We start from the raw sequence: 18,774 nt of genomic DNA, 5'->3' as shown, positions 1-18,774 counted from the left end.
GCAAATAAGTGGCTGACACGCCGCTTTCGCGAGCAAGCCCGCTCCCACAGGGGGGATTTGTGTGTGTCCAAACAAGCCAATTGATTGGCGTCAAAAATCTCTGTCACCAATGGTGGCACTTTGTCATAATGCCGCCCCTTTTCCGCTCCCCACCGCGTAGCCGTGCCGGGACACACCGTTTTTTCAGAAGGAATGCACAGTGAGAATGATCTCCCGGATGTTGGTCTCAGGCGTTGCGATTGCCGTGCTCGGCACCCTCGCCAGCTCCCTTGCCGGGTGCGCCACCGAAAGCTCCCGCGCACTGCCGGTGGCCAAGGTCGAGAGCGCCACGCAAGTCTGGACCGGTGCTCGCGTGCCGATGGCGGTGGGCAAGTTCGATAACCGCTCCAGCTACATGCGCGGGATCTTCTCCGATGGCGTTGATCGTCTCGGCGGCCAGGCCAAGACCATCCTGATCACTCACTTGCAGCAGACCAACCGTTTCTCGGTACTGGATCGCGACAACATGGGCGAGATCCAGCAGGAAGCGGCGATCAAGGGCCAGGCCCAGCGCCTCAAGGGCGCCGACTACGTGGTCACCGGTGACGTCACCGAGTTCGGCCGCAAGGAAACCGGTGACCACCAGCTGTTCGGCATTCTCGGCCGTGGCAAGACCCAGGTCGCCTACGCCAAGGTCAACCTGAACATCGTCAACATCAGCACCTCCGAAGTGGTGTATTCGACTCAGGGCGCCGGCGAATACGCCTTGTCCAACCGCGAAATCATCGGCTTTGGCGGCACCGCCGCGTATGACTCCACCCTCAACGGCAAAGTTCTCGATCTGGCCATGCGCGAGGCGATCAATCGTCTGGTCGATGGCATGAACGCCGGTGCCTGGAAACCGGGCAACTGATCGTTATTCATTGCAAGGAGCAACACCCATGAATCTGACTTTGTCGCGGTCGCTGCTGGCCCTGACGCTGGCCGCGAGCGCTTTGCTGGCCGGTTGCAGCAGCCCGAAAACCCTGTACCAGTGGGAAGACTACCAACCGCAGGTCTACGAATACTTCAAAGGCGAAGAGCCGAAAGAAGCCCAGGCCGAAGTGCTGGAGCGCGACCTGCAGAAGATCCGCTCCACCGGCAAGGCGGTGCCGCCGGGCTACCACGCGCACCTGGGCCTGCTGTACCTGAGCATGGGCAAGGACGATCAGATGGTGCAGCAGTTCCGCACCGAGAAAGCGCTGTTCCCCGAGTCCGGCCCATACATGGATTTTCTGCTTAAAAACGCCAAGACCGGAGACGCCCAATGATCTCGCGCACCCTGAAACTGCTGGCCGCCGGATTGGCCCTGACCGTGCTCGGTGGCTGCGTCGCGCCGAAAACCGTGGATTACTCGGCGTACAAGCAGGCACGGCCGAAGACCATTCTGGTGCTGCCGCCGCTGAACACCTCGCCGGACGTCAAGGCTTCCTACAGTTTGCTGTCGCAGGTGACGTTCCCATTGGCCGAGGCCGGTTACTACGTGCTGCCGATCACTCTGGTGGATGAAACCTTCCGCCAGAACGGCCTGACCACCCCGGATGACATCCATCAGGCACCGGCCAACAAGCTCAAGGAAATCTTCGGCGCCGACGCTGCGCTGTACATCACTGTGACCGAGTACGGTACGCGCTACATGGTGATCAGCAGCGAAACCGCGGTAACCGCCACCGCCAAGCTGGTCGACCTGAAATCCGGCACCACGCTGTGGACCGGTTCGGCACGGGCGTCGAGCGAAGAGGGCGGCAACAACAGCGGTGGCGGCCTGGTCGGCATGCTGATCACCGCCGCGGTGAAGCAGGTGATCAACAGTTCGACCGATGCCGGGTATCCGATTGCCGGCGTGGCGAGCAATCGCCTGTTGTCGGCCGGTCAGCACGCAGGACTGTTGTACGGCCCGCGTTCGCCGAAGTACGGTACTGACTGATTTAGGTACGACACAAAAACCTTTGTAGGAGTGAGCCTGCTCGCGATAGCGGTTTGTCAGACAACATCAACGTGACTGACACACCGCTATCGCGAGCAGGCTCACTCCTACCAGGGAAATGTGTTAATCAGTGTTATTTGGCAGCGGCCAAAACCGCTCCTCCCCACCCTCGAAAAAATCCCCGTATCCCCTGCATCTCGACGCCGAAGGCGATATCCTGCGCCACACTTATCTGCGCAAACGGCGAATAACGCTGCAACACCGTGTTTGCCCGAGGCTAAAGGAGTGTTCGAATGACCGAGAAGAAACTGGAAACCACGGTCGACCGCGTCTACCAAGGGGTTTACCAGGCGATCAGCAAGCGTTCGCTGCGTCCGGGGATGAAGCTGGGCGAAGCGTCCCTGGCCGAACTGTTCAATGTCAGCCGTACGTCGGTGCGCGCCGCGCTCAAGCAACTGGAAGCCGAGGGGCTGGTCACCACCGAGCCGAATAAAGGTGCATCGGTATCGCTACCCAGCAACGAAGAGATCCGCTCGCTGTTCGAAACCCGGCGGCTGATCGAAATCGGCATGGTCACCGAACTCTGTCGGCGCAAGGACACCGCCGCCATGCAGGTCCTGCGCGAGCACCTGCTACTGGAAGACGCCGCCCACGCGGCGGGCGACCACGAGCAACTGATTTACCTGCTCGGCGAGTTCCACCTCAAACTGGCGCGCAGCCTCAACAACCCGGTGCTGCTCGACTGGTTCCAGAAGCTGATTTCCCGCGCCTCGCTGTACGTTGCCGCACTGGATGACGACAGCCATGAAGCCTGCCGTGACAACGAACATCTGCGCCTGATCGAATACATCGAGGCGGGCGACCAGAGCGCCGCCATCGAACTGACCTGCACGCATTTGAACGGCATCGAGAAGGCGATTCTCGACGTCGCGGCGAAGATGAAAACTGGCTACCATCCCCTCAAGCACCTGATCGGGGTCTGATCCGGGCCTGGTCTGAAATCGGCTATACCTCTAATGAAACCATTACGGCCGATGAGGCTCGAAACAGACGGGCGTCGCGGCGTTCTGCCGTCGCGATGTATCGGGCAAACACCACAGGACACCGAGTCAATCGATGCAGTTTTTATCCGATAGCCACGGTTGTGACGGCTGGAAAGGCGAGATGGCCGAACGCATTTGCGCGTTCGACTGGCGCCTCACCGAACTCGGCCCGCTCGACACTTGGCCTGCCAGCTTGTGCAGCACCGTGCAATTGATGCTGGCCTCGCCCTTGCCGATGGTCATGCTCTGGGGCCACGCCGGCTACATGATCTACAACGACGCCTACTCGCAGTTTGCCGGTGGCCGCCACCCGTATCTGCTGGGCGCACCGGTGGAACTGGGTTGGCCGGAAGTTGCCGAGTTCAACCGGCATGTGGTCGACACCTGTCTGGCGGGCGGCACCTTGTCCTACCGCAACAAGGAACTGGTGCTGTTGCGCGATGGCGTGCCCGAAGATGTCTGGATGGATCTGTATTACAGCCCGGTGGCCAACGATGACGGCGTGCCTTCAGGAGTGATGGCGATGGTGGTCGAGACCACCGAGTTGGTGCGCTCCGAGCGCCTGCGTCAGGCGGCAGAAGACGCTTATCGGGCCGACAACGAACGGGTGCGTCTGGCGCTGAATGCGGGGGCCTTGCTCGGCTCGTTCGTCTGGGACGTGAAGAACAATGTGCTGTCGGCCGACGAGCGTTTCGCCCGGACCTTTTGCTATCCGCCGGATCAGGACTTGAGCAACCTGCCGCAATCTGTCAATGAGTCGCGGATCCACCCGGACGACCTGGCGTGGGTGCATGATCGGGTCAGTCATTCGCTGCAGACCGGTGAGCCGTACAACGCTGAATACCGCGTGCGGCGCGCGGACGGCAGCTACCTGTGGGTGCTCGCCAGTGGCGCCTGCGAGTTCGACGAACAGGGCGCGCCGTTTCGTTTTCCCGGGGTGTTGATCGACATCCATGAACGCAAGATTGCCGAAGAATCCCTACTCAAATTCACGCGCAACCTGGAGCAGCGGGTGGCTAACGAAGTGGATGCCCGGCTGGCGGCGGAAGAGCAATTGCGCCAGTCGCAGAAGCTTGAAGCCATCGGCGGACTGACCGGCGGCGTGGCCCACGATTTCAACAACCTGCTGCAGGTAATTGCCGGCAACCTGCATTTGCTGGCGCGGCATGAGCCGGACAATGCCAACGTGCAACGCCGGGTCAGCGCTTCGCTGGCAGCGGTCGAGCGCGGCGCCAAGCTGTCGTCGCAACTGCTCGCCTTTGCCCGGCGCCAACCGTTGTCGCCGGCGGTGTGCGATCCGCGGCAGATCTTCGACGGCGTCGGTGAATTGCTGCAGCGTGCGTTGGGCGAAACCATTCAGATCGACGTGCAATTGCCGCAGGACCCGTGGCACATCAACGTCGACCGCAATCAACTGGAAAACGCCATTCTCAATCTGGCGATCAACGCCCGGGACGCGATGAAAGGCGAGGGCACGATTGTTCTCAGTGCCATTAATACTCGGCTGGACAGCACTTTTTGCGTGGGCAAAGGCATCGTCGCCGGCGATTTCGTGCGGGTGGTGGTCAGCGATACCGGCGTCGGCATTGCGCCACAAATGCTCGAGCAGGTGTTCGAGCCATTCTTCACCACCAAGGCCGACGGCCAGGGCACCGGGCTTGGCCTGAGTATGGTGTTCGGCTTCGTCAAACAGAGTGGCGGCCACGTCGAGATCGACAGCACCGTGGGCGAAGGCACGCGGGTGCAACTGTACTTTCCGCGCAGCCTGCGTCCGGTCCTCGATGAGACGCCGAGCGTCGACCTGCAACAGGGCGGCGGCCACGAGACCATTCTGGTGGTTGAAGACAACGACGCGGTGCGCGCCTCGGCAGTGGAATTGCTGCGCGAGGAAGGCTACCGCGTACTGACTGCGAGCAATGGCGACGTGGCAATGCAGATGCTGCTGGAAGGGATCGACGTGGATCTGATTTTCACCGACGTGGTGATGCCGGGGCTGATCAAAAGCTCTGATCTGGCGGCGTGGGCCAAGGTGCAGACACCCCCGGTGGCGGTGCTGTTCACCTCCGGCCACACCCGCGACATCATTTCACGCAACCACCAATTGAGCCCGGACACGCATTTGCTGGGCAAACCGTATGGCCCGGAGGCGTTGTTGCAGATGATTCGCTCGGTGCTGAGTGCCTGATTCCCTGTGGCCAGGGAGCTTGCTCCCGCTCGGCTGCGCAGCAGTCGTAAACCCGGGAACCGCGGTTTACCTGCCGGGTTGATTCGTCTGGATTTGGGGCCGCTTCGCAGCCCAGCGGGAGCAAGCTCCCTCGCCACATGTTTTGTGTTCGACTCACATTTTCCGATCAAGGCCCGCCCATGACTTCCAAACGCACCTCCAAAGCACCCGTCGGCATGGTTCGGGTGCGTGGCGCTCGCGAACACAATCTGAAGAACGTCGACGTCGATATCCCCCGCGATGCGCTGGTGGTGTTCACCGGTGTATCCGGTTCGGGCAAGTCGTCGTTGGCCTTTTCGACCTTGTACGCCGAAGCCCAGCGGCGTTATTTCGAGTCGGTGGCGCCGTATGCGCGGCGACTGATCGATCAGGTCGGGGTGCCGGACGTCGATTCCATCGAAGGTCTGCCGCCCGCCGTGGCCCTGCAACAACAGCGCGGAACGCCGAGCACGCGGTCGTCGGTGGGCAGCGTGACCACCTTGTCGAGCCTGATCCGCATGCTTTATTCCCGCGCCGGCAGTTATCCGCCGGGGCAACCGATGCTGTACGCCGAGGACTTCTCGCCGAACACCCCGCAAGGCGCGTGCCCGGAGTGCCACGGTCTGGGCCGGGTCTATGAGGTGACGGAGGCGCTGATGGTGCCTGATCCGAGCCTGACCATCCGCCAACGCGCCGTGGCGTCCTGGCCGCTGGCGTGGCAGGGGCAGAACCTGCGCGACATCCTCGTGACCATGGGCATCGACGTCGACATCCCCTGGAAGAAACTGCCGAAAAAGCAGCGTGACTGGATTCTGTTCACCGAAGAAACCCCGACCGTGCCGGTGTACGCCGGGCTGACCCCGGAGGAAACCCGGGTCGCCCTCAAGCGCAAGATGGAACCGAGTTATCAGGGCACTTTCACCGGCGCCCGCCGTTATATCCTGCACACCTTCACTCATTCGCAAAGTGCGCTGATGAAGAAGCGCGTTTCGCAGTTCATGCTCGGCAGTCCGTGTCCGTTGTGCGACGGCAAACGCCTCAAGCGTGAAGCGCTGTCGGTGACCTTTGCCGGTTACGACATCGGTGAACTGTCGCAGATGCCGTTGCTGCAAGTGGCCGAGGTACTGCGGCCAGTGGCAGCGGCGACGTATCTGCAGCAGGCCGAAGAAAGCGGCGAAACCCTCAGCCATGCGCAAACCCGCGAAGCCCGCCAGCAACGTGTGGCCCACGGTGCCAGCGGCCACGCCAGTGCACCGGACGTACGCCACACGCCAAACCTGTCGCTGGAAAAACGCCTGGCGGCGCAACGGATTGCCGAGGACTTGCTGGAACGGGTCAGCACCCTGACCGATCTGGGCCTCGGTTATCTGGCGCTGGAGCGCAGCACGCCGACGTTGTCGTCCGGCGAGTTGCAGCGTTTGCGCCTGGCGACGCAATTGGGCTCGCAACTGTTCGGCGTGATCTACGTGCTCGACGAGCCATCCGCCGGTCTGCATCCGGCCGATGGCGAGGCGCTGTTCGAAGCCTTGCAGCGCTTGAAGGCCGACGGCAATACGCTGTTTGTGGTCGAGCACGATCTGGAAACCATGCGCCGCGCCGACTGGCTGATCGACGTCGGCCCGGCAGCGGGAGAGAAGGGTGGGCGGGTGTTGTACAGCGGCCCTCCGGCCGGGCTGGCCGAGATCGACGAATCGCAGACCCGCGCCTATCTGTTTGCCGAGAACCAGCGGCAGACCCGCACCGCGCGCAAGCCGAGCGGTTGGCTGAAACTCGATGGCATCAGCCGCAATAACCTGCACAACCTCAGCGCTGAATTTCCCTTGGGCTGCTTCACCTCGGTCACCGGGGTTTCCGGTTCGGGCAAGTCGAGTCTGGTCAGTCAGGCGTTGCTCGAACTGGTCGGCGCGCAACTCGGGCGGCCGCTGGTTGAGGACGAGCCGGAAGAGCTCAGCCTCGAAGACGATGCGCCGCAGGCCAGCAGCGGTCAGGTGACTGCGGGGTTGGAGTCGATCAAACGCCTGGTGCAGGTCGATCAGAAACCCATCGGCCGCACGCCACGTTCGAATCTGGCGACCTACACCGGGCTGTTCGACAACGTGCGCAAACTGTTCGCCGCCACACCTGAAGCACGGGCGGCGGGGTATGACGCCGGGCAGTTTTCCTTCAACGTCGCCAAGGGTCGTTGCCCGACCTGCGAGGGTGAAGGTTTTGTCAGCGTCGAGTTGCTGTTCATGCCGAGCGTGTATGCGCCGTGCCCGACCTGTCATGGCGCGCGCTACAACCCGCAGACTTTGGCGATTCAGTGGCAAGGCTTGAGCATTGCGCAGGTGCTGCAACTGACCGTGGAAGAGGCGGTAGAAGTGTTCAGCGAGCAGCCGGGGATTCGTCGTTCACTGGAGGTGCTGCGTGACATCGGCCTCGGTTATCTGCGGCTCGGCCAACCTGCCACCGAGTTGTCGGGCGGTGAGGCGCAACGGATCAAACTTGCCACTGAGCTGCAGCGCAATCAGCGCGGCGCGACCCTGTATGTGCTGGATGAACCGACCACCGGACTGCATCCGCGCGATGTCGATCGGCTACTGGAGCAGTTGGACAACCTGGTCACGGCGGGGCACACGGTGATCGTCGTCGAGCATGAAATGCGCGTGGTGGCGCAGAGTGATTGGGTGATCGACATCGGCCCGGGGGCTGGTGATCAGGGCGGCAAAATCGTCGCCGCCGGCACGCCGCAGAAAGTTGCCGCGAGCAAAAAGAGCCGAACCGCGCCGTTTCTGGCCCGGGCCTTGAGCCGATAGCGACGCCGTTCCTACTGGCCCCACAGGGGGCTGCGGTGTACTCGGAAGATGTCACACCGCAATCCCTTGTAGGAGTGAGCCTGCTCGCGATAGCGGAGTGTCAGCCAGAAATGAATTGACTGACCTGACGCCATCGCGAGCAGGCTCACTCCTACAGGGTCTGTGTTCTCAACCGAGCAACCTGATGGCGGTGTGTCAGGCACCATCAAGCGTGCGGCGGACCTTGTCCAGCAGTTCGCTGATCTGGAACGGTTTGACCAGCATTTCCATGCCGCTGCCGAGGAACACCTGGCGATTGATCGCGGTCTCGGCATAACCGGTCATGAACAGAATCGGCAGGCTTTCACGCCAGCCCCGCGCTACATCGGCCAGTTCCCGGCCGCTCATGCGCGGCAGACCGACGTCGCTCAGCAGCAGGTCGATCGTCGGATCATTCTGCAAGCGCTCCAGCGCGGTTTCGATATCCGCCGCCTGCGTGCAGCGGTAACCCGCGTCTTCCAGCACTTCGGTGACAAACATGCGGACTGCCGGCATGTCCTCGACAATCAGGACATGCTCACCGGCGCCCTGGGGATCAACCTTCGGCGCCGGGATGTCAGCCCCGGTCGGGTCGTTCGTCGCCGGCAGCATGATGGTCACTTCGGTGCCACGCCGTGCGACGCTGCGGATGTGCGCATCGCCACCGGACTGGCGGGCGAAACCGTAGATCGTCGACAACCCCAGACCAGTACCCTGGCCCAGCGGTTTGGTGGTGAAGAACGGGTCGAACACCTTGTCGATCACACTGTGCTCGATACCGGTGCCGTCATCGCGCACCGACAGCGCGACATACGCACCATCGGCCAAGTTCGGGTCGCCGTGGGAATACGCGGCATAGGTGTTGACCCAGATATTGCCGCCTCGGGGCAGCGCATCCCGGGCATTGATGACCAGATTCAGCACCGCGCTTTCCAGCTGCACGGGATCGACCAGGGCAATCGCCGGTTTGTTGGTCAGTTGAAGCTTGAGAGTGATGCGTTCGCCGATGGTGCGCATCAGCAATTCTTCCAGCGAGCGCACCTGCTCGTTGATGTCCACCGGCCGGGTATCCAGTGGCTGTTGGCGGGCGAAGGCCAGCAGACGATGAGTGAGGGACGCCGCACTCATCGCCGAATTCAGTGCGGCTTCGGCGTAGAACTGCACCTTGTCCGGACGCGCATCGGCCATGCGTTTCTGGATCAGTTCGAGGCTGGTGATGATCCCGGTCAGCAGATTGTTGAAGTCGTGGGCGATGCCTCCGGTGAGCTTGCCCAGTGCGTCCATCTTCTGCACTTGCAGCAACTGCGATTCGGCGCGCACCCGCTCGGCGACTTCCTTGGCCAGTTGTGTGGTGGTGTCGTCCAGCTGTGCCAGGTGCGAGCGCTCGCGGTGGCGATGCTCGGTGACGTCTTCGACGAATACCAGGCTCAACTGCGGCGTGCGGTATGGCGAAATCTGCCACTCGGTTTCGCGGATCTCGCCCTGTACGCGCATGTTCAATGTGCCTTTCCAGCGCTCGCCATCGACCAGCCGCAGGCGCAACTCGTTGAGGATCGCGCCTTGGTCTTGATCAAAGCACTCGCTGAGCGTTTCCGGGTTGCGGTTGTCCTGAATCATCTGCGTGAAGGCGTGGTTGCATTCATGCACTTTCAGGTTGGCATCGAGCACGGCAATCGGCGCCGAGACGTTGACGAAAATCTCGCGGAAGCGGGCCTCACTCTCGCGCAGCGCGTTTTCGGTATCGCGTACCCGCAGCAGAGTGCGCAGGGTCGCCAATAGCACGTCCGGGTCTACCGGGTGAATCAGGTAGGCATCCGCCCCGGCATCGAGGCCGGTGATGATGTCCCCGGTCTGGATCGACGCCGCAGACACGTGGATCACCGGCAGCAGCGCGGTGCGTGCATCAGCACGCAAGATGCGCACGATGTCGAAGCCGCTCATGTCCGGCAGGTTGACGTCGAGGATCAGCGCATCGAGTGGCTCGCTCGCGATCAGCGCCAGGCCTTCGCTGCCGGTGCCGGCCTCCAGCACCTCGTAGTCATGGCGCTCCAGGCGCCGGCGCAAGGCGTAGCGGGTGGCGGCGTTGTCGTCGACGATCAATAGACGGATGTCACGTTTCATCGACGTTCTCCAAGGCGAGCGCCAGCGGAATGATCACGAAAAAGGTCGAGCCGACCCCCGGTGTGCTGTCCATCCCGACCTCGCCGCCGAGCAGGGCAGCGAAGCGCTTGCACAGGGACAAGCCGAGGCCGGTGCCGCGCAGACGTTTCTGCAGCGGCGAGTCGACCTGGGAGAAGTCCTCGAACAATGCACCGTGCAGCTCCGGCGCGATACCGATCCCGGTGTCGCTGACGGCAAAACGTACTTTGTCCGAGCCTTCCAGGCGCGCCGAAACCCGCACTTCACCGCGGGTGGTGAATTTCAGCGAGTTGGAAATGAAGTTGCGCAGAATCTGCCCGAGTTTTTTGTCGTCGGTGTACAGGCGTGGCAGGCCGACCGGCTCTTCGAAAATCAGGTCCACCGCCGACGCATCGACGATCGGCCGGAACATCCCGCGCAGGGCGGAGAACAGGTCGAACATGTCGAACCATGCGGGGGAAATAGTGATCCGCCCGGCTTCGATCTTCGCCAGATCGAGCAAGTCATCGACCATGTCGCTGAGTTCGCGGGCGGCGCTGCTGACGAACGCCACCTGCTTGTGCTGCTCGGGGCTGAGCGGGCCGTCGAGCTCATCGGCCAACAGGCTGTTGATGCTGAGGATCGAGCCGAGCGGGGTGCGGAACTCATGGCTCATGTACGACAGAAAGCGGCTTTTCAGGTCCGAAGCCTGCCTCAGTTCTTCCGCCTGGGTGTCGAGTTCGGCGTAGAGCGCCAGCACGCCCTGGTTGGTCTCGTCGAGTTCTGCGCGCAGGGCGGCGGTCTCGCTCTGCAATCGGGCGATCAGCGCAGCCTGTTCGGCGGCATTCAGGATTGGCGACTCAGCCATGGGCGGCCTCCAGGGCAACGACCAGTACCGTGACGTCGTCGCGCCCGCGACAGAAGTCACGGTGCAGGACGCTGGCTATCACGGCAGGATGGCGGTGCACCAGACCGGGGTAGTCTTGAAGATTCCAACGGGACTGCAAGCCGTCGCTGTACATGATCAATAGATGTCCGTTCACGTGAGCATAGTCAAAAGGCTGGGCTTTCCGGTATTGGCCGCCGACGATGCCCGGGTGCGAGGCCAGGCCCCGCGACTTGTCGGCGGTGATCAGGCTGGCGCCGATGTTGCCCACGCCAGTAAAGGTCAGGCCATCGCGGGCGGCATTGTACTGGGCGAACGCGGCGGCGCCGCCACGGCTGCCGATCATGTCGCGGTGCATATCCTCCATCAGCAGCACCGGACTGGCGAACGGAGTCTCGGCGAACACCCGCTCGCCGGCCTTGGCCGCGCGTTCGGCATCCTCACCGTGGCCGAGGCCGTCGATGATCAGCGCGCTGACATTCGCGCCGTTGTACGCCAGGTGCCAGGTGTCGCCGCACGCCGGGTCGTTGTGCAGCGAGTGCTGGCTGACGCCGTAGCGCAAGTCCGGTTGACGGTCGCCGCGCGGGTACAAACGCGCCAGTAGCACCGCGCCACGGGCGTCGGCGTGGACGTCAAACACTTCGGTCTGACGGGCCACGGCGCCCAGTCCGATACCTTGGGTGCCGCCGGTGGAAAAGCCGTCAGTCAGGCAGGCGTCGAGGTCAAAGCCCTGTGCGCGATCGACAGCGAGCATCTCGATGCCGTACCCGTTGGGGCGCGGCAGCAGGCGCAGGTGAACTTCGCCACGGCTGGCGTGCTTGAGCACGTTGCTGGCCAGTTCGGTGGCAACCAGCGCCACGCGTCCGGCATCGGTTGCATCAAAACCGTGTTGCTCGGCGAGCCGTTGCGCGGTGCGCCGGGCGTGACCGATCTGACTGCTGTCTTCGATCAGCAGCACCTGGGTCAGTGACCCTGTGATATTCATGTCCATCGGGTGATCGTTATTCGCGTGCCCTTGCCCGGCGCGGTGTCCAGTTCGAACTCCTCGACCAGCCGTTTGGCGCCGGTCAGGCCCAGGCCCATGCCGCTGCCGGAGGTCCAGCCGTCGGTCATCGCCAGTTTGATATCGGCAATACCGGGGCCTTCGTCACGGAACGTCAAGCGCAGACCGACCTTGTGATCTTCATCGAGAATCTGCCAGTCCATGTCGCCGCCGCCGCCGTACACCATGGTGTTGCGGGCCAGCTCGCTGACCGCCGTGACCATTTTGGTCAGGTCGATCAGGCGCATGCCGCATTCGGTGGCGAGTTTGCGGGCGGTCTGGCGTGCGAGCACGACATCCTGCTCGATATGGATGGGTTGAGTACCGCTGCTGCGTACGGTCATTGCCGGTCTACTCGTTCCTGCAGCAGTTTCATCCCGCGCTCGACATTCAGTGCGGTGCTGACGCCGGGCAGGGTCAGGCCGAGTTCGACCAGGGTGATCGCCACGGCCGGCTGCATGCCGACCAGCATGGTTTCGGCGTCCATGATTTTCGACAGCCCGGAGATCGTGCTGATCATCCGGCCAATGAACGAGTCGACCATGTCCAGCGCCGAGATGTCGATCAGCACACCACGCGCCGAGGTCTTGCTGATGCGCTCGGACAAGTCGTCCTGCAAGGTGAGGGCGAGTTGGTCATGCATGTCGACCTGAATGGTCACCAGCAGAAACTTGCCCATTTGAAGAATCGGGATACGTTCCATCGGCTCAGACCGCTTTGCCGAGGCTGATGCCCAGGCGGGAGAGGGCGAGCTTCAGTGCGTCGGCCAGATTGGCCTTGGTCACCACGCCTTGCAGGTCGAGGCCCAGGTGGACGATGGTCTGGGCGATTTGCGGACGCACGCCGCTGATGATGCAGTCGGCACCCATCAGACGAATCGCGGTCACGGTTTTCAGCAGGTGCTGCGCGACCAGGGTGTCGACGGTGGGGACGCCGGTGATGTCGATGATGGCGATTTCCGAACCGGTGTCGACGATGCGTTGCAGCAAGGACTCCATCACCACTTGAGTGCGTTGCGAGTCGAGGGTGCCGATCATCGGCAGCGCCAGGACGCCGTCCCACAGTTTGACCACCGGCGTGGAGAGCTCCAGCAGTTCTTCCTGTTGGCGTTTGATCACCGCTTCACGGGACTTCTGGAAGGTACGGATGGTGTGCATGCCGAAGGCGTCGAACAGTTCGGAGATTTCCCAGAGTTGTTCGGCGAGCAGCGCTGGCTGTTCTTTATAGTGCGCTTGCAGCAGGGCAAACAGCGGGCCCTTCAGGGCGAAGATGAAACTGGCAGTCTGTTGCGAATCCTGACCGAGCTGGGCACGGCTGTGGGAGAGCTTTTCGAGGAACTGGCGGGTGGCTTCCCAACCCGGCGCATTGATGTTGGTGCCGTTGTCATCCTGCAGGCCATTGATCACCAGTTGCAGGAATTCGCTGGTCTGCTGTTGCAGGTCATGGTCTTTGAGGTTGCGGGTGGCGCCGCTGGCTTCCAGGCCGTTGATCCATTCGCTCAGCAGTTGTGGTTGTTTGTTTTTCATCGCATCGAATGTGCTGTTCTGCAGTGCTGCCATGTGCCTGTTGCTCCGTAGCGTATTGGGGCCGGTTCTGTAAAAAGTGACCGGTGCGAAGTCAGTGACCTTTGCCGTTCAAAATAGTTGTTCAGGTGCGCAAGGATATTTTTGATCCGGCGCAAGCAATGCCCCGGTAACTCTAGTCGGCGCCCTTCAAACCAGCGATGTTTTGAACGTTGGCACCGTAGCGGCTTCGAATATACAAGGCCGACGGGTCTGAGTCGCGCCAGCATTGAAAAACGAGGTGGCTATGAACGAGCAATCGCAACAGCAGCAGAAACCGGACGCCGAACCGATCAATCGCAACGACCCGGCCATCGATCCGCAAGTGCCGGGGCAGAGCTCGCCAATCCCGCCGAAGGGCGAGGGCGAACAAGTCCAGAGCGCTGACCCTGCGGTGGATCAGAAGAACAAACACACCGACAACGACAACGAGTTCAGCCCCGGTTTCGAACCTGAGCCCGATCGTCCGAAGCCCGGTGAAGAAACCGATGCCGACATCGATACTGACGGCGGTTGATCTCGCTGAAACGACAAAAGGCCGCATTTATCGATGCGGCCTTTTGCTGTACAGCGCCCGGGTTACTTGCTCGGGTGCTTGGCTTGCAGCTCTTTGGCCGCGGTCAGGTGTTTTTCCAGCGCCGGCAACATTTTCTGTGCGAAGGCCTTTAGTTCGGGGGCGCCTTTGACTTTGTCGTCGGTGACGGTGTTGGCCTCTTTTTTGAACAGCTCGATGGTTTCTTCGTGGGCCTTGACCTGGTTGTTGGCGTAGGCCGCGTCGAAGGATTCATCGCGCATGTCGAGGATCTTTTCCTTGGCCTGTTTGACCAACGTCGTGGTGTCCGGGACTTCGATGTCATTGGCCTTGGCAATGCTGGCCAGTTCATCGTTGGCCTTGCTGTGGTCGGTGATCATCATGTTGGCGAACGCCTTGATGTCGGCTGACTGACTTTTTTCCAGGGCGAGGCGGCTGGTCTCGATCTCCGCGATGCCACCGGCAGCGGCATTGTCGACGAAGTCGTTCGAGGTGGCGGCGAAGGCACTGCCCATGCCGCTGCTCAGAGCGACAGCCAGAACGAGATGACGCAGGTTGAATCCGTCCATTGATGTATCTCCACACAGGTTTTTGTTGACGTTATGCAATGGAGGGAGCACAGCGGAAAAAGGTTTGATCGCGTTTCCGACAGGGCGACGAACGGCAACCGCTGGTCTGACAGGTGGTCGACAGAACCTCTCAACCAAGGCCATTCTGATAGGGGCTGACGCATCGGTCGCGTCGGCTGCCGATCAACTGACGGAGGTGTTCCATGCCGGTTCCCCATGACCTGTTTCAGGACTTGAGCTGCACGAAGGAAGAGATCCAGCAAAAACGCACCCAGGATCCACGACTGGATTCACTGATCAACAAGTATTCCCAGGCTGACGCCGACGTGGTCAAGGCCGAAACGGCCACCTCGGACGCCCCCAGCGACGACGCATTGAAAAAACTCAAAGAGAAGCGTCTGAAGGTCAAGGACGAAATTGTCAGCCATTTACAGGCACCGTCCTGATTCCTGGATGATCCGCCGACCCACGGTTGCGGATTGATTGGAACGACAACCACCCTCGGCACCTCGAATGTTCAGAGTCTCCATTCAGCGACTCTCTGCGAGGTGCCACATGAACACACCCAGATTCCCCAGTGAAGAGCAGGGCGGTTTCGACCCGGTTCCCACTCACCCTGAGCCCAACAGCCCGGCGCACACCACCACTTTTCCCGAAGAGCCGGACGAAGATCTTCCTGAAGACGAAGATCCGGACAAGTTCGACAGATCCGGTAACTGACAGTCCGCTATCGCGAGCAGGCTCGCTCCTACAGTTGGAATGCGGTCAACTGTAGGAGTGAGCCTGCTCGCGATGACGTCAGTTGATCTAACACAAAACCAGCAGGCTCACTTCAACGCGTCCGCCAACGGCAATCGCGCCATGTGCGTAGCCTTCAGCGACCCCAGATACAACCAGTCCCCATACTCGCGCGCTGTGGTGATCGGCGAGTAATTGCCGCTGCTGGCGTCCTGCAGATTGGCGATCACCTTGCCCTCAAGATCCAGCCCCAGGACGAACCCGCGTTTCTCCACCGGTTTTGGCAGCACCGTCAGCGCGCGCACGATCATCTTGCGCACCCGCGGATGCCCGGCGGTCCCATCGAGCAAGGCACTGCGCGGCGCGTACAGCGCGACCCAGAAGCGGTTGCTGCCATTGAACGCGAGGTTGTCCGGCAGGCCGGGCAGGTTGTCGATGAACAGGTCATGGGTACCGGCCTTGGGCCCCGTCAGCCAGTAACGACTGATGCGGTAGGCGCCGGTTTCATTGACCAGCACATAAGCGTCATCCGGGCCGAGGGTCACGCCGTTGGCAAACTGCAGTTTGTCCAGCAGCACGCTGGTCTTGCCGGTCTGAAAGTCATAGCGCAGCAGGCGCCCGTCACCGCCATGTTCAATGATCGCCTCACCGTCATGCCCGTAGCCCCAGCGGCTGCTGGCATCGCTGAAATAGGCGTAGTGCCCGGACTTGTCGATCGCCACGTCGTCGGTAAAACCGAAAGGCAGGCCATTGGCCTCGGTGGTCAGAGGAATCAACTGACCCTGGGCGTCGAGCGACAGCAGACCCTTGACCCCGTCGGCAATCACCAGCAAACCATTGGGATGCCGCGCCAGGCCCAGCGGCCGGCCGCCAGTGTCGCTCAGCACCTTGCGCTCCTTGCCATCGAGGCTCGTGCGGATCAGTCGCCCGTCATGCAGGCCAGTGATCAGGTAATCGCCCTCCAGCAGCAGTGCTTCGGGGCCGTCGATGTCGCTCGGGCCAACCTGTTCGACGGCCTTGAGCCGCTGGTTTTCCGCGTAGACCCCTTCGTTCAGTGACGGCGCCGCTGGCGGTTTCCACGCCACCGGCTGCACCTTGGTCGGCATCAGCAGCAGAAACGCGATGACGAGGATCACCAGCAATAACAGCAGACGCTTCATGAAAGGTGCCCCGTCAGCGTCAGGTGCCTGAGCGCCATGTCGCGCAGGGCCTGCATCGAGGTCGCCGATTCCCGCTCGATACGGCGCTTGAGCAGCAGCAGATTGGCCAGGCGCATGCCAAGGCCATCGAACCGGTAATCCAGAGTGCGCACGAACCGCGTGCCGTCGCCTTGCGCCGCGCACTCGTAGGTCAGCAACAGCGACAAGCCATGATCGCCCCGCGCCTTGGCGCACCAGCGGCGACCGGGCAGATACTCGGTGACCTCCCAGCGCAAATGGCCGGCGCGCCCGCCGGCATGAATGTCTTCTTCGAAACGCGCGCCGGCATGCAGCGGGCCTTGCGGGCCGTCGATTTTCAGCGACGACGGGTGCCACTCGGGCCAGTGGTTGACGCTGGCGGCGTAGCGGAGCACGGCGATCGGTTCGCCGGCGATATCGATCTGGTGCTGCATGCGGGTCATGGGCGATCTCGAATAGCGCAACGGGGCGGGTGGCGGTTCCCAGTACAGGGTGCCGAACAGGTAATCCATCAGCGGAAAAACGATATTGAAATTACGCTCCTGCATGCGCTCGCGACGGTGATGCAGTTCGTGCAGATGACGCATCTGGCGGATCCACGGCAGGTGGGTCAGCGGATTATTCGGCGGTAGATGCTCGCAGGCGTGAAACACTTCGTAGGTCAGATAACCCAGCACCATGCAGCCGCCGAACAGCCCGGCGACATTGGTGTTGAACTGCGCGAGCAGCCACCACAGCGGCAGGGTGAAAACCAGCGTATGCACGACGATCAGCCAGGCTGGAAACAGAATCACCCGCCAGTCGCGGGCACCGTCATACGTCATGTGGCCGGGGGTGAAAAAGCTGTGATGGTCGCCCGCATGCCGGGCATAGAACAGCTTGGCGAAAGTCTTTTTGTGGTGACCGAGATGGCGATGAACCATGTACACGCCAAAGTTGAACAGCAGCAGGGTCAGCGGCACGCTCAGCCATTCCAGCGGCTGCACCTGATGCGCGCTGCTCCAGAAGGCGCCGATCGCCAGCACGCCAAACAGCAGCACGAAGGCGCCGTGCAGCCACGGGTTGTACAACGGATGAATGGCCGCGCGATAGCGGCTGCGGAATGCCTCGGTGGTCTGCCTCACTGCGTTCACCTGCGGGTATTGTTGTTATACCCGGCAGATTAGCCGATTCGGTCGTTTGTGCAGGCCGCACCTTGGCGGCACTTGCGCCATGCTCCGGTGTAAAGCGGCCGACTCAGCTCAACGGGTTCCAGCGTTGCGACCAGTCGTCATCGGTGGCGATTACCTGGCGCAGCAGATCGAACGCCTGTTGCAGCGTCGCCGAGTCGCGCTCGCGGGCATACACCAGATAGGTTGGATAGCCGAATTCCGGGGCTTTGGTGACCGCTTCCAGTGCGCCGGTTTCCAGATAGCTGCGCACCACACGGGTACGGAAGTAGCCACTGCCGCCATGTTCGAGGATGTATTGCAGGGCCAACGGGCCGAGGTTGAAACTCAGCGCGGCTTTGGCCTTGTCCGGCAGTGCGGCGTCGTGCTGGCGACGAAAATCCGGCCCCCAGTCGATGTAGACATAGGGATCCGGGCGGTTCGGCGCACGCACCAGAATCAGTTTTTCTTCCAGCACCTGCTCGACTTGCAGGCCGGGCCAGTATTCCGGCTGATAGACCAGCGCGGCATCGAGCACGCCGAGTTCGAGTTGGCGCAGCAGGTTTTCGCCGTCGCGGATTTCCATGCGCAGGGCGTGGCCGGGAATCTTCTCGCGCAGTTCGGCGGCCCAGCTGAGCATCAACGGGTTGCACAGGCTGACTTCGCCGCCGATGTGCAGCACGTTGTGATAGCCGTCCAGCAGTGGCAGGTCGCGCCGCGCGGCTTCCCAGGTCTGCACCAGTTGATTGGCGTAGACCACGAAGGCCTCACCGTTTGCGGTCAGTTTCGCCCCGGCGCGGTTGCGCACGAACAGCGTACTGCCCAGCTGACTTTCGAGTTTCTGCACCCGGGCGGTGATCGCCGTCTGCGTGACGAACAGCTTCTGCGCCGCCGCCGCGAGGCTGCCGTGACGGACGATTTCCAGAAAGGTGCGGGCGAGGTCGATGTCCATGGGCGGGCCGGTGTCTGAGGTGCGGGCATTGTAAGTGCCGGCTCG

General features: G+C 62.0%; 19 protein-coding genes. 9 read left to right on the top strand and 10 right to left on the bottom strand.

The window, feature by feature from the left end:
• Positions 1 to 205 precede the first annotated feature (205 nt).
• The 6 genes from VLA07_RS19245 (at position 206) to VLA07_RS19220 (ending at position 7,986) form a co-directional block, all read left to right on the top strand.
• Positions 206 to 892, top strand: a complete 687-nt coding sequence (locus tag VLA07_RS19245; protein ID WP_177439976.1) for a CsgG/HfaB family protein — start codon at positions 206 to 208, stop codon at positions 890 to 892.
• Between the two features lie 28 nt (positions 893 to 920).
• Positions 921 to 1,289, top strand: coding sequence for a DUF4810 domain-containing protein (locus tag VLA07_RS19240; RefSeq protein ID WP_007969675.1), 369 nt, complete (start codon positions 921 to 923; stop codon positions 1,287 to 1,289).
• A complete protein-coding gene (locus tag VLA07_RS19235; protein ID WP_027613674.1) occupies positions 1,286 to 1,945 on the top strand; it encodes a DUF799 domain-containing protein in 660 nt (219 codons plus the stop codon). The genes VLA07_RS19240 and VLA07_RS19235 overlap by 4 nt, the downstream gene beginning before the upstream one ends.
• A 293-nt stretch (positions 1,946 to 2,238) precedes the next feature.
• Positions 2,239 to 2,928, top strand: coding sequence for a GntR family transcriptional regulator (locus VLA07_RS19230; protein WP_027613675.1), 690 nt, complete (start codon positions 2,239 to 2,241; stop codon positions 2,926 to 2,928).
• 133 nt (positions 2,929 to 3,061) lie between these two features.
• Positions 3,062 to 5,173 (top strand): ATP-binding protein, encoded by a 2,112-nt coding sequence (locus VLA07_RS19225; protein ID WP_333990553.1) that lies wholly within the window; start codon positions 3,062 to 3,064, stop codon positions 5,171 to 5,173.
• Positions 5,174 to 5,352: 179 nt separating this feature from the next.
• Positions 5,353 to 7,986, top strand: coding sequence for an excinuclease ABC subunit UvrA (locus VLA07_RS19220; protein ID WP_333990551.1), 2,634 nt, complete (start codon positions 5,353 to 5,355; stop codon positions 7,984 to 7,986).
• 195 nt (positions 7,987 to 8,181) lie between these two features.
• Here VLA07_RS19220 and VLA07_RS19215 read toward each other — a convergent pair whose 3' ends face one another.
• The 6 genes from VLA07_RS19215 to VLA07_RS19190 are packed head-to-tail and all read right to left on the bottom strand — an operon-like array spanning position 8,182 to position 13,609.
• Entirely contained in the window at positions 8,182 to 10,125 is a 1,944-nt protein-coding gene (locus tag VLA07_RS19215; RefSeq protein ID WP_333990550.1) for a response regulator, read from the bottom strand.
• The gene (locus tag VLA07_RS19210) at positions 10,115 to 10,990 is read right to left on the bottom strand and encodes a sensor histidine kinase (RefSeq protein WP_103367863.1); all 876 of its coding nucleotides are present in this window, start codon (positions 10,988 to 10,990) and stop codon (positions 10,115 to 10,117) included. Before VLA07_RS19210 ends, VLA07_RS19215 begins: the two co-directional genes overlap by 11 nt.
• Positions 10,983 to 11,993 carry an ATP-binding protein gene (locus VLA07_RS19205; protein ID WP_150368451.1) on the bottom strand — a complete coding sequence of 337 codons (1,011 nt, stop codon included), beginning with the start codon at positions 11,991 to 11,993 and terminating at the stop codon, positions 10,983 to 10,985. The genes VLA07_RS19210 and VLA07_RS19205 overlap by 8 nt, the downstream gene beginning before the upstream one ends.
• A complete protein-coding gene (locus tag VLA07_RS19200) occupies positions 11,990 to 12,394 on the bottom strand; it encodes an anti-sigma regulatory factor (RefSeq protein WP_027613681.1) in 405 nt (134 codons plus the stop codon). Before VLA07_RS19200 ends, VLA07_RS19205 begins: the two co-directional genes overlap by 4 nt.
• Entirely contained in the window at positions 12,391 to 12,753 is a 363-nt protein-coding gene (locus VLA07_RS19195) for an STAS domain-containing protein (RefSeq protein ID WP_007912539.1), read from the bottom strand. The genes VLA07_RS19200 and VLA07_RS19195 overlap by 4 nt, the downstream gene beginning before the upstream one ends.
• Before the next feature lie 4 nt (positions 12,754 to 12,757).
• Positions 12,758 to 13,609: an STAS domain-containing protein gene (locus VLA07_RS19190; RefSeq protein WP_096796830.1), complete on the bottom strand. Its 852-nt coding sequence runs from the start codon at positions 13,607 to 13,609 to the stop codon at positions 12,758 to 12,760.
• A 250-nt stretch (positions 13,610 to 13,859) separates the two neighbouring features.
• On the opposite strand from VLA07_RS19190, the gene VLA07_RS19185 reads away from it, so the two are divergent.
• On the top strand, positions 13,860 to 14,129 hold the full coding sequence (locus VLA07_RS19185) for a hypothetical protein (protein ID WP_027613684.1): 270 nt from the start codon (positions 13,860 to 13,862) through the stop codon (positions 14,127 to 14,129).
• A 62-nt stretch (positions 14,130 to 14,191) separates the two neighbouring features.
• Here VLA07_RS19185 and VLA07_RS19180 read toward each other — a convergent pair whose 3' ends face one another.
• Positions 14,192 to 14,713, bottom strand: coding sequence for a DUF4142 domain-containing protein (locus VLA07_RS19180; RefSeq protein ID WP_097087254.1), 522 nt, complete (start codon positions 14,711 to 14,713; stop codon positions 14,192 to 14,194).
• A gap of 203 nt (positions 14,714 to 14,916) precedes the next feature.
• Here VLA07_RS19180 and VLA07_RS19175 point away from each other — a divergent pair, with 203 nt between their 5' ends.
• Positions 14,917 to 15,159, top strand: coding sequence for a DUF465 domain-containing protein (locus VLA07_RS19175; RefSeq protein ID WP_042559423.1), 243 nt, complete (start codon positions 14,917 to 14,919; stop codon positions 15,157 to 15,159).
• 109 nt (positions 15,160 to 15,268) lie between these two features.
• Positions 15,269 to 15,433, top strand: coding sequence for a hypothetical protein (locus tag VLA07_RS19170; RefSeq protein ID WP_166495921.1), 165 nt, complete (start codon positions 15,269 to 15,271; stop codon positions 15,431 to 15,433).
• 107 nt (positions 15,434 to 15,540) lie between these two features.
• On the opposite strand, the gene VLA07_RS19165 is transcribed toward VLA07_RS19170, so the two are convergent.
• The 3 genes from VLA07_RS19165 to VLA07_RS19155 all read right to left on the bottom strand — a co-directional run bounded on the left by VLA07_RS19165 (position 15,541) and on the right by VLA07_RS19155 (position 18,729).
• Entirely contained in the window at positions 15,541 to 16,611 is a 1,071-nt protein-coding gene (locus VLA07_RS19165) for an SMP-30/gluconolactonase/LRE family protein (protein WP_027613687.1), read from the bottom strand.
• The gene (locus VLA07_RS19160; RefSeq protein WP_027613688.1) at positions 16,608 to 17,753 is read right to left on the bottom strand and encodes a sterol desaturase/SRPBCC family protein; all 1,146 of its coding nucleotides are present in this window, start codon (positions 17,751 to 17,753) and stop codon (positions 16,608 to 16,610) included. The genes VLA07_RS19165 and VLA07_RS19160 overlap by 4 nt, the downstream gene beginning before the upstream one ends.
• A 112-nt stretch (positions 17,754 to 17,865) precedes the next feature.
• Complete coding sequence (locus VLA07_RS19155; protein WP_045122483.1) at positions 17,866 to 18,729, bottom strand: LysR family transcriptional regulator; 864 nt, start codon at positions 18,727 to 18,729, stop codon at positions 17,866 to 17,868.
• Positions 18,730 to 18,774 lie beyond the last annotated feature (45 nt).

The organism is Pseudomonas sp. S3(2024) (assembly GCF_036861315.1).
In the GTDB taxonomy this organism is placed as follows: domain Bacteria; phylum Pseudomonadota; class Gammaproteobacteria; order Pseudomonadales; family Pseudomonadaceae; genus Aquipseudomonas; species Aquipseudomonas putida_A.
Note: the sequence above shows the minus strand (reverse complement) of the source record. Positions and strands in the feature narration are given on the sequence as shown.